Raw genomic sequence first — 12,632 nt, 5'->3', positions numbered from 1 at the left:
GTGATAGTCAGAGCCTTCCTACACAAATGCAAGACGCTTCCTACAGCGCTTACATTTCTTAAACAATTGATTTTGCTGCGTTCAACGCCACGCCATCAGGATTTCCCCGAGGCTTTTCATTGGGTTTTCGAAGACCTGTCCCGTATTAATGACGCTGTCGTTTATCGAAACCGCTCCAAACCCCGAGTCCTGGCAAGCAACTGACGACCGGCACAAAAATTCAATTGCCACAAAATATTACTCACGTCATATTACAGCCGTAATAACAGCCCGTTTCTGCAGGTATTACACCATGACCAGCATGCCCACCCTTGAGCCAGACCTGTCTGCCCCGGTCTCCCCCGCCAAACTGCCACTGCGCAAACGCCTGCTGCTGACCGGCGCCGGCCTGATTGCGTTGGTAGCGCTCGGCGTGTACGCCGCTCACTGGTGGGGCACCGGGCGTTTTCTCGAAGAGACCGACGATGCCTACATCGGTGGCGACGTCACGGTGATCGGGCCGAAGGTCGCCGGGTACATCGAAGAAGTGCTGGTCAGCGACAACCAGTCGGTGAAGGCCGGCGACGTGCTGATCCGCCTCGACGCGCGCGACTATCGCGCCAACCTCGCCAAAGCCGAAGGCGCAGTCGCCGCCGAAGAAGCGCTGTTGGCCAACCTCGACGCTACCGAGCAATTGCAGCAAGCAGTGATCGGCCAGGCCCGCGCCGGCATCGATGCCGCCGGTGCCGAAACCGCCCGCTCGCGGGATGACAATGCGCGCTACAAACGCCTGGTCAGCACCAATGCCGTGTCGGTGGAAAGTGCCCAGCGCGCCGACGCCACCTTCAAGACCGCTCAGGCCCTGAGTGCGCGTGCCCAGGCCGAACTGCTCGCCGCACAGCGCCAACTGGCGGTGATCGACACTCAGAAACAACAGGCCCGCGCCGCCCTGCAACAGGCCCGCGCCGAGCGTGATCTGGCGCAGTTGAATCTCGGCTACACCGAGCTGCGCGCGCCGGTTGATGGCGTGATCGGCAACCGCCGCGCGCGGGTCGGCGCCTATGCCCAGGCAGGTTCGCAACAGTTGTCGGTGGTGCCGGCCAGCGGTCTGTGGGTGGATGCCAATTTCAAGGAGGACCAACTGGCGCGGATGAAACCCGGACAACGGGTGAGCATCCGTGCCGACGTGCTTTCCGGCCAGGAATTCCACGGCCGCCTCGACAGCCTCGCCCCGGCCACCGGCTCGCAATTCAGCGTGCTGCCGCCGGAGAACGCCACCGGCAACTTCACCAAAATCGTCCAGCGGGTGCCGGTGCGCATCCTGCTCGATCCGGCCGACGGCGTGCTTGGCCATCTGCGGCCGGGGCTCTCGGTCACCGCTGAAGTCGACACCCGCGCACAAGCCGAAACCAGTGCCGTGGCCGTCGCGCCATGAGCACCGCCCTCACCGCCCCGGCGCAACCGTTCAATGCCGCCGACATGGCCACCGCGACCAAAGTGTTCGCCTTCGCCACGATGTGCATCGGCATGTTCATCGCGCTGCTGGATATCCAGATCGTCTCGGCGTCGCTGCGTGACATCGGCGGCGGACTCTCGGCCGGCACCGATGAAACCGCGTGGGTGCAGACCAGTTACCTGATCGCTGAAATCATCGTGATTCCGCTGTCGGGCTGGCTGTCGCGGGTGTTCTCCACACGCTGGCTGTTCTGCGCCTCGGCGGTCGGTTTTACTCTGGCCAGCCTGCTCTGCGGCGTGGCCTGGAACATCCAGAGCATGATCGCCTTTCGCGCGCTGCAAGGCTTTCTCGGCGGTTCGATGATCCCGCTGGTGTTCACCACCGCGTTCTTTTTCTTCACCGGCAAACAACGGGTAATCGCCGCCGCGACCATCGGTGCGGTGGCGTCGCTGGCGCCGACCTTGGGGCCGGTGATCGGCGGCTGGATCACCGACATTTCATCGTGGCACTGGCTGTTCTACATCAATCTGGTGCCGGGGATTTTCGTCGCCGTAGCCGTGCCGATGCTGGTGAAGATCGACCAGCCGGAGCTGTCGCTGCTCAAGGGTGCGGACTACCTGAGCATGGTGTTTCTTGCGCTGTTTCTCGGCTGCCTGGAATACACCCTCGAAGAAGGCCCGCGCTGGAACTGGTTCAGCGATCAAACGATTCTGACCACGGCGTGGATCAGCGCTCTGGCGGGTCTGGCCTTTATCGGGCGCACCTTGCACGTGGCCAATCCAATCGTTGATCTACGCGCGCTCAAGGATCGCAACTTTGCCTTGGGTTGTTTCTTTTCCTTTGTCACCGGGATCGGCCTGTTCGCAACGATTTACCTGACTCCGCTGTTTCTTGGACGGGTGCGTGGCTATAGCGCGCTGGACATTGGTCTGGCGGTTTTTTCCACCGGGGTGTTCCAGATCATGGCGATTCCGCTGTATGCCTTTCTCGCCAATCGCATGGATTTGCGCTGGATCATGATGATCGGCCTGGGCTTGTTTGCGGTGTCGATGTGGGAGTTCAGTCCGATCACCCACGACTGGGGTTCCGCTGAGTTGATGCTACCGCAAGCGCTGCGCGGGATCGCCCAGCAACTGGCGGTGCCGCCGGCAGTGACGCTGACATTGGGAGGTTTGGCACCGGCACGCTTGAAGCACGCTTCGGGGCTGTTCAACCTGATGCGCAATCTGGGCGGGGCGATCGGCATTGCTGCGTGCGCGACCATTCTCAATGACCGCACCAACTTGCACTTCACCCGCTTGGCCGAGCATTTGAACAGCAGTAACGAGGCGATGAATCAGTGGCTGGCGCAGGTCGGTGGCAACCTGGCGACGCTGGGTCAGAGCGGTGACGTAGGGGTCACTGCCAGCCTGCGTCAACTGTGGCTGCTGACCTACCGCGAGGCGCAGACCCAGACCTATGGCGACACCTTTTTGATGATCATGCTGTGCTTCATCATCGCCACGGCGATGGTGCCCTTGATGCGCAAGGTACAACCACCGGCCGCGCCGAGTGCGGATGGGCATTGATCCAGATCTGCAATGCATGCCCCCTGTAGGAGTGAGCCTGCTCGCGATGGCGCCAGTTCATTCAACATTAATGTTGAACGGATAATCGCTATCGCGAGCAGGCTCACTCCTACAAAAGATTGTGTCTGGGGCTTAGAGCTGCGGGATTTTGCGGAAGCCCACCGCCAGACGGTTCCAGCTGTTGATGGTGTTGATCGCCACGCTCAGGTCGACCATTTCCTTGGGCGTGAATTGCGCCGCGACGATGTCGTAGTCTTCGTCCGGGGCGTGGGTCAGGCTCAGTTGGGTCAGCGATTCGGTCCACAGCAGCGCAGCGCGCTCACGCTCGGTGAAGAATGGCGCTTCACGCCACGCGGTGACGGCGAACAGCCGGCGCGGGGTTTCGCCGCCCTTGATCGCGTCAGCGGTGTGCATGTCGATGCAGAATGCGCAGCCGTTGATCTGCGAAGCGCGCAGCTTGACCAGTTCAACCAGGGTCTTTTCCAGCGGCAGTTTCGAGACCGCGGTTTCCAGGGCCATCATCGCTTTCATGGCGTCAGGGGAAGCGGTGTAGAAATCGGTACGAGTTTGCATGGTGAGTTTCCGGGGCCAGTGAATGTGTGACTAAGGTAGTCCCACCCCCGCTCCGCACAAATAGCCAATCTCCCGGAAGACGAGTAGACCACCGCATCACACGCGATTGCGCAACCACTGCAGAAACCCGGTTTTCGCCACCACGGGCGGCACGTCTTGGGTCAGGGTCTGAGCCTTGTGCAGGCGATAATCGAGCAAGGCTTTCATCGCCTCATTGATGTCGTGGCGGGCATCCAGGCACGGCTTCAGGTAGGTCTTTTCGATGCGATACAACGCGCAAAAGGTTTTCGCCGCAAAGGTTGCCGGCACTGAAGAATCGGACAGAATCCCAGCCTCGCCGATCACCTCCCCCGGTCCCATGCGCCCGGATTCGAACGGGCTGCCATGGCGGGTCAAGGTCACGCTGACCACGCCCGATTCGATGATGAACAAATGATCGCTGACCTCCCCGGCCTCCAGGATCGTTTCCCCGGCACGGAAGGTTTGCAGGGTCATGTTCTGGCTGAAAGTGTCTTTCTCTTCCTGGCGCAGGGTGGAGAAAATCGGCGAGCTGTCGAGCAGCGCCCGTGGCCGCGACAGGCCGCTTGGCGCATTCGGTTCCACGCTCGACAACAGATTGACCCCGGACGCCTGCAAGTGCCGGTAAGCCAGATCGAACAGCTGATTGCGCACCGAGCGTTTCTGATCCATCGACGAGACAAAACCGCTGATCTCATATTCCGCGCCGGCGCTGCTGGAGCTCTTGAGCGCGACGCTTGGCGAAGGATTGTCCAGCAGCGGGCGGCAGCCCTGCATTGCCCGCTCCAATGCGTCGATCACAGTGGTCGGTCGCGCATGCGGGCTGACCTGCACACTGACGGCCAGGCCGAACATGTTGCTCGGCCGGCTGAAGTTGATGATCTTGGCCTTGGCCGCCAGCGAGTTGGGAATCACCGCCATGCTGCCCTGACTGGTCTGCAGACGCGTGGCGCGCCAGTCGATGTCGACGACCCGGCCTTCGGTGCCGTCGATCGAAATCCAGTCATCGATCTGGTAGGGCTTGGTGGTGTTGAGCACGATCCCGGAGAACACGTCGCTCAGAGTACTCTGCAACGCCAGACCGACGATGATCGCCAAGGCGCCGGACGTCGCCAGCACACCTTTGACCGGCAGATCCAGCACGTAGGCCAGGGCCGCGATAATCGCGATCAGGAAAATCACCGCACCGAGCAGATCCTGCAACAGTCGTCCGGTGTGCCCGACGCGCTGCATCATCACCGCGCCGATCAGCACGGTCAGGGTACGCGCGCCGAACAGCCACCAGCCGATCTGCAACCCCGTCGCCGCCAGATGCAGCGGCACGTTGTCAGCCCACGGCGCCGGCTCCATCGGGTTGAGGCCTTCGTTGAACAATACCGCACTGAACAGGGTGAAAATCAGCACCCGCACCAGCAGCTTCCACTCGCTGCCACGGGAGCTGATCAGGCGCCACAGGCCCAGATCGAGGAGGATCAGGATCAACGCGCAAAACAACGGATGTTCGGTCAAAAAAGACAACATCAAAGCACTCCGACAGGGCCCGGTCGCGAGAAGATCGCACAGATTGGGCAAGTGTAGGAGTAATTGATTTCAGAGATTGAACGCCGCCGCAAAAACACCCGAAAACCAATGTGGGAGCGGGCTTGCTCGCGAAGGCGGAGGGTCAGTCAGACATGCATTGACTGGCACTGCGCTTTCGCGAGCAAGCCCGCCCCCACAGGGGTGAGAATTTACCCGTGCATTTGGCCAAAACGCCCGGACTGGAAGTCGGCGAATGCCTGATGAATTTCCTGCTCGGTGTTCATCACGAACGGGCCATGGCCGACAATCGGTTCGTCAATCGGCTCGCCGCTGAGCAGCAGCACCACTGCATCTTCACTGGCCTCAAGGGTCAACTGACGACCGTCGCGCTCGAACAGCACCAACTGCCCGACACCCGCAGTTTCCACACCGTTGATCTGCACCGAACCTTTCAACAGCACCAGCGCAGTGTTGCGCCCCTCGTGCAGATCGAGCGTCAGCAACTTGCCGGCGTTCAGCCGCAGGTCCCAGACGTCGATCGGCGTGAAAGTGTGCGACGGGCCTTTATGCCCATCGAACTCACCGGCGATCAGCCGCAGCCGGCCGGCATCGTCCTTCAACGCGATATTCGGAATATCGCCGTCGAGAATGGTCTGGTAGCCGGGCGCAGCCATTTTGTCCTTGGCCGGCAGGTTGACCCACAGCTGCACCATTTCCAGCTTGCCGCCGGTTCTGGCGAAATCATCCGAGTGGAACTCCTCGTGGAGGATCCCGGACGCGGCGGTCATCCACTGCACATCGCCGGGGCCGATGGTGCCGCCGCTGCCGGTGGAGTCGCGGTGCTGCACTTCGCCGTAGTAAACGATGGTCACCGTTTCGAACCCACGGTGCGGGTGCTGGCCGACGCCACGACGCTCGGTGGTCGGGGTGAATTCGGCCGGGCCTGCGTGATCGAGAAGCAGGAACGGGCTGATGTGTTTGCCCAGGTTGTCGTAGGAAAACAGAGTGCGCACCGGGAAACCATCGCCGACCCAATGGCCGCGAGGGCTGGTGTAGATACCGATGATGTTTTTCATGGTTGCCTCCAGAAAAGGTGGGTGACGCAATGGATTAAGCTTAAATCCATGACGGCTGAAGGACTAGACGGTAAAAACCGGCCTTAGTGTTCCATTTATAGAACAGTCCCACCTTTGAATCTTGATCTCTTGTGGGAGCGGGCTTGCTCGCGAAGGTGCCAGTCCGGACAACACAACTATCGGGAAAGATTCATGACTTCTGCTCAACAGTGCTTTGCCCCAGCAGCGGTTTTTCTCAAGGAAACAGACGCGGATACTCCTGCCCATTCCCACTGCAATCCTGGAGTCATCAATGTCTGTTCCCGCTTTTGGTCTGGGTACGTTTCGCCTGAAAGGTCAGGTGGTCATCGATTCGGTGCGCACCGGCCTTGAACTCGGTTACCGCGCCATCGACACCGCGCAGATCTACGAGAACGAAGCCGAGGTCGGCCAGGCCATCGCCGCCAGCGGCATTGCTCGCGAAGAGCTGTTCATCACCAGCAAGATCTGGATCGCCAACTTCGCCAAGGACCGTCTCATCGACAGCCTCAAGGAAAGCCTGCAGAAATTGCAGACCGATTACCTCGATCTGACACTGATCCACTGGCCGTCGCCGGAAGATCAGGTGCCGGTCGCCGAATTCATGGGCGCGCTGCTCGAAGCCAAGCGTCTGGGCCTGACCCGGCAGATCGGGGTGTCCAACTTCACCATCGACTTGATGCAACAAGCCATCGCAGCGGTCGGCGCAGACAACATCGCCACCAACCAGATCGAACTGCACCCGTACCTGCAAAACCGCAAAGTGGTCGAGTTCGCCCGCAGCCAGGGCATCCAGATCACCTCCTACATGACCCTCGCCTATGGCGAAGTGCTGAAGGATCCGGTGATCCAGCAGATCGCGGAACGCCTGCAAGCGACCCCGGCGCAGGTCACTCTGGCCTGGGCGATGCAGTCGGGTTACGCGGTGATTCCATCGTCGACCAAACGCGCCAACCTGCAAAGCAACCTCGGCGCCACCGCGCTGACCCTGAGCGAGTCCGACATGGCGCTGATCGCCGGTCTGGAGCGGGGCCAGCGCCTGACCAGCCCGAAAGGCATTGCCCCGCAGTGGGATTGATCGCTCAGTCCTGAAGTCGCTGCGCGAGGCCGAGCATAGCCCTGCGCAGCGCATCCGCCGAGCGGTGGACCGCCAGGGTTTCGGCGTCGCGGCACGCCTGTTCGAGCTCCGCGCACGCCGCCGCCACCCGCGCGGCACCGACCATTTGCGCACCGCCCTTGATGTGGTGCGCCAGGGTGGTTAATTCGCTCAGATCCTGTGGCTGGCGCGCAGCGTCCAGTTTTTGCAGGTCCTCGTGCAGACTGCGCAGCACTTGTTCGCGCAGACGTTGCATCACTGCAGGATTGTCCCCGGCCATCTGCTCAAGCGCGCTCAGGTCGATCTCGGGCAGCGGCGGTGTCGGGTTCGACAGCTGATCACTGTCGCCGCGGCTGGCCGACTTCAATGCCTGTTGCAGATCGTGCAAGCGAATCGGCTTGAACAGACAATCGTCCATGCCGGCCTCAAGACAACGGATTTTCTCCTCAACCTGCGCGTTGGCGGTAAAGCCGAGGATCAGGCAGCGTGCCCGACCGCTCGCCGCCTCTTCTTCACGAAGTGTCCGAGCGAGTTCGTAACCGTTGCGGCGGGGCATGTTGCAATCGGTGATCAGCACATCGAAAGCCTGTGTTCGCCAGCGCTGCAAGCCCAGCTCACCATCCTCGACATCGACCGTAGCGTGGCCCAGTTCACTCAATTGCCGGCACAGGAGCAAGCGGTTGACCGGATGATCGTCCACCACCAGCACGCTCAGCGAACGCGCTGGCGTATCCGCCACTTGCGGGCCTGCCGTCTCGGGTTCGAGCGCGGTCAACAGCGGCAACTGCAGGTTTACCTCAACCCGCGTTCCATGCCCCGGCTCGCTGTCCAGGCGCAGAGTGCCACCCATCATTTCGCAGAGGTTACGGCTGATCACCAGGCCCAGCCCCGAACCGCTACGCGCTGACTGGCCTTGATTAGCGGCCTGGACGAACGGACTGAACAGGCGTTTGCGGTCATCGGCACTGATGCCGATTCCGCTGTCTGCAATCGCTAGTTTCACGGCCAACTGGCCAAGCGCCGCCCTGGTCACCGCCAGTTGCAGACTGACCTGCCCGTGCTCGGTGAACTTGATCGCGTTGCTCAACAGGTTTGACAGCACTTGCTTGAAGCGTGTCGGGTCGAGCAGAACCTCAACGTCACTGTGCGCATCCAGTTCGACCTGCCACAGCAGGCGTTTCTCCCGCGCCAACCCCTCGAATACGCGGCACACCGCGATCACTTGTTCACGCAGATTGGCCCGCTCCGGCGCGAGGGACAAATGCCCGGACTCGATGCGTGCGATATCGAGAATGTCACCGATCAACGCCAATAATTGCTGGCCGGCAGCGGACGCGACCTCGATTGCCAGCTTGTCGATGACGCCCTCCTCGGCACGTTTGAGGGCCATTTCGAGCATGCCGATCAGGGCATTCATGGGCGTGCGGATTTCATGGCTCATGGTCGCCAGAAACGTAGTCTTGGCCCGATTGGCGTCGTCGGCGGCATCCTTGGCTTGCTGCAACTGCTGCAGCCACTGCTGACGCTGGCGCAGTTGCGAGCGCTGAAAACCGATCCAGGCCAAGGCCAGCAACAGCAACCCTGCCGCAGCGGCAAACGCCAGCAGGATTTCGCGGCGATGACGCTGCCAATAGCTCTCTTCCACGACCACGTCATGGCTCCAGCGCTCGACCAGTTCGTCCATCTGTTGTGGCGCGATGCTCAGCAGCGCCTTGTTCAGAATCGTGTGCAGCGCCGTATCCTGCGCTGCTGTCGCCAGGGCAATGCGTGCCGGCTGATCGCCAGTCGTGTTGGTGATGCGCAGGCGCTCGCGGTAATGACGGGCAATCAGAAACCGCGCCACCAGCAGCGAGCTGACGGTCACGTCAGCCTGGCCTTTGGCGATCTGCTCCATGCCCTCGGCCGGGCTGCGCACCTCCACCAGACGGATCCCGGGCACCTGCTGCAGAATAAAGTCGCGCAATGGATGACCGCGATAAATCGCCAGCCGTTTGCCCGGCAGATCGGCGAGGCTGCGCGGGCTGCCGGCCGTCGTCGCGCTGACCAGCACAAACGGATTATTCAGGTAGGCACGGGTGAATTGCAGCTCGGTTTCCCGTTCGCTGCTCGGGGTCACCACCGGCAACACGTCGAGTTCACCGGCCTTGAGCTGCTCAATCTGACGATCCAGCGAACGCCCCCGAACCAACTCGAATTGCAGCCCGGTACGCTGACTGATCAGGTTGAGCAACTGCGCCGATAACCCGTTGAATCGCCCGTCGGCATCAAAAAATGTCAGCGGTGCGAAATCCTCGATCACCCCGACTCGCACCCGAGGATGTTGCTCCAGCCACTGCTGCTCGCTGACACTGAGGCGTACCCGTGACTGCGCGGCCATGTGCGCGCCCCCCGCACTCCAGCGCTGTTCGATAAGCTGTCGGCGCTCCATGGGAATGGCCGCCAGCGCCTTGTCGATGATGCGTTTGAGGCGCACCTCACTGCGCAGCAGGGCGAAACCGAAGGGATTGGCATCCAGGCCCGATGGCCCGGCCAGTTGCAGGTCATTGCGGTAATTGGTGTTGATCAGGTAATTGGCACTGATCAGGTCGCCGAGATAGCCGTCATCGACTCCGAATGCCACCGCACCCAGCGCATCCATTGCCGAGGAGTAACGCTGCACGTTCGCCTCGGGATATAACGACTGCACACTGGCCAGCGGCAGATAGTCCTCGACCATGGCGATGCGTTTGCCCGCCAGGTCGGCCGGCAACGTTTCGTCGAGCCGGGTCACCAGCATCGGTTGGTCTTCGGCATAAGGGCGCGACAGGATGAAATCCGGGTCGGCCAGCTCGAAATTGTTCGAGGTGCCCAGCAGATCGAGTTCGCCGCGCTTGAGTGCGCTCATCACCGCGTCGCGGTTGGCGTAGCGTTGCACCTCGATCCGCACCCCGAGCAGTTGCGCCAGCAGCTCGGCATAGTCGGCGGTGAGACCTTCCAGCTCCTGCCGATTTCGCGTGATCTCGAACGGTGGATAATCGGGCCCGGAAATCCCCATGCGCAACGTCGGATGGCGGCGTAGCCACTGTTGATCCTGCAGGTCGAGCGGAACCTGAATGTTCTCCAGTGCGGCCTGGCTCAATAACTCCAGAGGCTGCGGCGACTCACTGGCCCAGCAGGTGGCCGTGAAGCTCAACCACAGCACGCACCACCAGCGTCGCAGATTCACTGTGCTACTCAGATCAAGTCGTTGCGCTTGGCGAATTCGCGCAAGTACACCGCTGACTTTGAGTGCAGACCCAGCTTTTTTATCAAGCGGGTTTTGTAGGTGCTGACGGTCTTGTGGCTGAGGAACATTTCAGCGGCGATTTTCTTGTTGGGCTTGCCCAGAGCCAACTGCACGAGAATGTTCAACTCTCGGTTGGAGAGCTCGTCGATCAGCTGTTTTTCGCTGCGGTGCGACGGGGTCGACACAGGGCCGCTATCAAGCAGTGCAACAAAATAGGAGTAGCCCGACATGAGCGCCTGGACAGCCTTGTGCAATTGCAGCAACTGGTTGGTTTTAGCCACGTAACCCATGGCGCCGCTACGCAGACAGCGATCCTGATAGTGCAGCGGATCCTGAGAAGTGAAGATCAGCACCCTGCAGTCGGGGTCGGTGGCTTTGAGCCGCTCCAGCACCTCCAGTCCGCCGACTCCCGGCAACTTGAGATCGAGTACCACCAGTTTCGGCTTGTGCTCGCGGCTGAGCTCCACGGCTTCGCTGGCGTTCGATGCTTCGTGAATCACCTTGAACCTTTCGGCTTCGAGTACGAGTTTCACGGCAGCCCTTACCACCGGATGATCGTCGACGATCAGCGCTGACTTCATGACCGCTCCCAGGGCAAAAACAAGACGATGGCGCCACCGGTATCGGCTGTTCCGGCCGGGGTGGCTGCGCAAGAACTGTTACACGGGAAGCCAGGCGTATCTACCTGTCAGATCTGACAGTTGCGCAAAAATGTAATTCGTGCTCAAGCCCGGCGTTGCAAGGCTGGCGCCGGGTTCCAGGCATTGGCAGCACACACCGGGGCAACGTCGACGCGCGCCATCAGGTGCTTGATCGCGGCCGCATTGGGCAGGCCGACATGGCTGATCTGCAGGTTTTCCTGAGCAAAGCCTGCGGGTGTCGGCGCAGGCGCCGAGGGCTCGTTATAGATCAGGGCGTGGCGCACCTGCGGGTTGTTGAGGAAAAACCCCGGCAGGTCCAGCGATCCGGCCGCCAGCTCGGCGTTGATGACCACGACGTCGAACGGTGCACAGCCGTAGTCCACCAGGGTCAGCAGCTCAAACAGACTCTGTACCGGAGCAACCCGGAAGTATTCGAGGCCATTGAACAGGCGCTCGATTTTCATCCGGTGAAAATGCTGCGAATCGGCAATCAGGATACGCAGGGCTTTATTGATCATGCTCGATCTCGTGAGGTGGATGGGTGCGCCAAGACTACGCAAGCCTCAGGAGCAGTTCTGTAGGACTTTTCCTAAAAAACCGGTCATTCATCCGCACCCATGAGCCATGCCGAATGGCTGCCCGACGTTGTGGCCTTATTCGGTGGTACTCGGACTCCAGAACGCCTGCACCACCAGCGCTGAAGTCGAGATCCGTGCCACCAGGGCATCCAGCTCGTCACCGTCCACCGAGGTGGTTGCCAGTGTGGCTTCGATCTCGATTTCGTCGGCACCGAAGGCGTGTACATCGACGTCGCTGGCCGGGTAGTTGCTGCGTTCCAGCTCGGCTTCGAGCAGGGCGAACACGGCTTTCTGCTGCGAGCGCCGGGCGATCACGTAAACGATGTTGGTGACTTCGGCCGAGACCACGTCCAGTGGCTGGCGGTTGATGTTGTTGACGATCGGCCGCAGCAACGTGTTGGCGGCGAGGATGAACAGCGTGCCGAGCAGCGCTTCGGCCAACAGGTCGGCACCGGCGCAGGCGCCAACGGCGGCTGACGTCCACAGGGTCGCGGCGGTGTTGAGGCCGCGCACGTTGCCTTCTTCGCGCATGATCACCCCGGCGCCGAGAAAGCCGATGCCGGAGACCACGTAGGCGACCACCCGCACCGCGCCTTCAGCGCCGCCGAGACGGTTGGCCATGTCGACAAAAATCGCCGCGCCGACCGCCACCAGCACGTTGGTGCGCAGACCGGCGGTGCGTTGCCGGTACTGGCGCTCGAACCCGATCAGGCCACCGAGGATGAACGCTGCGCTGAGGCTGACGAGGGTGTCGAGCAGTGAGGTCAGGTTGAGGTTGTTGATGGCTTGCATAGTCTTGTCCTTGAAAACATCCCAATCCCCTGTAGGAGTGAGCCTGCTCGC

Annotated in this window: 10 protein-coding genes; 3 read left to right on the top strand and 7 right to left on the bottom strand. The window is 61.3% G+C overall.

The features are described from left to right. Nucleotides 1-292: 292 nt before the first annotated feature. Nucleotides 293-1,414, top strand: a complete 1,122-nt coding sequence (locus AC1RBR_RS09600; RefSeq protein WP_492564019.1) for an HlyD family secretion protein — start codon at nucleotides 293-295, stop codon at nucleotides 1,412-1,414. Then, nucleotides 1,411-3,003 (top strand): DHA2 family efflux MFS transporter permease subunit, encoded by a 1,593-nt coding sequence (locus AC1RBR_RS09595; protein WP_492564018.1) that lies wholly within the window; start codon nucleotides 1,411-1,413, stop codon nucleotides 3,001-3,003. The genes AC1RBR_RS09600 and AC1RBR_RS09595 overlap by 4 nt, the downstream gene beginning before the upstream one ends. A gap of 132 nt (nucleotides 3,004-3,135) precedes the next feature. Here the strand turns inward: AC1RBR_RS09595 and AC1RBR_RS09590 are convergent, their stop codons facing one another. The 3 genes from AC1RBR_RS09590 to AC1RBR_RS09580 form a co-directional block, all read right to left on the bottom strand. After that, nucleotides 3,136-3,576: a carboxymuconolactone decarboxylase family protein gene (locus AC1RBR_RS09590; RefSeq protein ID WP_492564016.1), complete on the bottom strand. Its 441-nt coding sequence runs from the start codon at nucleotides 3,574-3,576 to the stop codon at nucleotides 3,136-3,138. Nucleotides 3,577-3,672: 96 nt separating this feature from the next. Further along, nucleotides 3,673-5,115 (bottom strand): mechanosensitive ion channel domain-containing protein, encoded by a 1,443-nt coding sequence (locus AC1RBR_RS09585; RefSeq protein WP_492564014.1) that lies wholly within the window; start codon nucleotides 5,113-5,115, stop codon nucleotides 3,673-3,675. Between the two features lie 209 nt (nucleotides 5,116-5,324). Continuing rightward, complete coding sequence (locus AC1RBR_RS09580; RefSeq protein ID WP_492564012.1) at nucleotides 5,325-6,191, bottom strand: pirin family protein; 867 nt, start codon at nucleotides 6,189-6,191, stop codon at nucleotides 5,325-5,327. Between the two features lie 292 nt (nucleotides 6,192-6,483). On the opposite strand from AC1RBR_RS09580, the gene dkgB reads away from it, so the two are divergent. After that, on the top strand, nucleotides 6,484-7,287 hold the full coding sequence (gene dkgB, locus AC1RBR_RS09575; protein WP_492564010.1) for a 2,5-didehydrogluconate reductase DkgB: 804 nt from the start codon (nucleotides 6,484-6,486) through the stop codon (nucleotides 7,285-7,287). Between the two features lie 4 nt (nucleotides 7,288-7,291). Here the strand turns inward: dkgB and AC1RBR_RS09570 are convergent, their stop codons facing one another. From AC1RBR_RS09570 to AC1RBR_RS09555, 4 genes are all read right to left on the bottom strand, one after another. Further along, complete coding sequence (locus tag AC1RBR_RS09570) at nucleotides 7,292-10,510, bottom strand: transporter substrate-binding domain-containing protein (RefSeq protein WP_492564008.1); 3,219 nt, start codon at nucleotides 10,508-10,510, stop codon at nucleotides 7,292-7,294. An 8-nt stretch (nucleotides 10,511-10,518) separates the two neighbouring features. Continuing rightward, a complete protein-coding gene (locus tag AC1RBR_RS09565; RefSeq protein WP_492564007.1) occupies nucleotides 10,519-11,151 on the bottom strand; it encodes a response regulator in 633 nt (210 codons plus the stop codon). A 143-nt stretch (nucleotides 11,152-11,294) separates the two neighbouring features. After that, nucleotides 11,295-11,729: a chemotaxis protein CheY gene (locus AC1RBR_RS09560; RefSeq protein ID WP_115985746.1), complete on the bottom strand. Its 435-nt coding sequence runs from the start codon at nucleotides 11,727-11,729 to the stop codon at nucleotides 11,295-11,297. 135 nt (nucleotides 11,730-11,864) lie between these two features. Continuing rightward, nucleotides 11,865-12,581 carry an MgtC/SapB family protein gene (locus AC1RBR_RS09555; RefSeq protein WP_095138705.1) on the bottom strand — a complete coding sequence of 239 codons (717 nt, stop codon included), beginning with the start codon at nucleotides 12,579-12,581 and terminating at the stop codon, nucleotides 11,865-11,867. Nucleotides 12,582-12,632 lie beyond the last annotated feature (51 nt).

The organism is Pseudomonas sp. GW823-FHT01D03 (assembly GCF_058798255.1).
The sequence above is the reverse complement of the archived record's forward strand: the minus strand, read 5'-3'. Positions and strand labels throughout refer to the sequence as shown.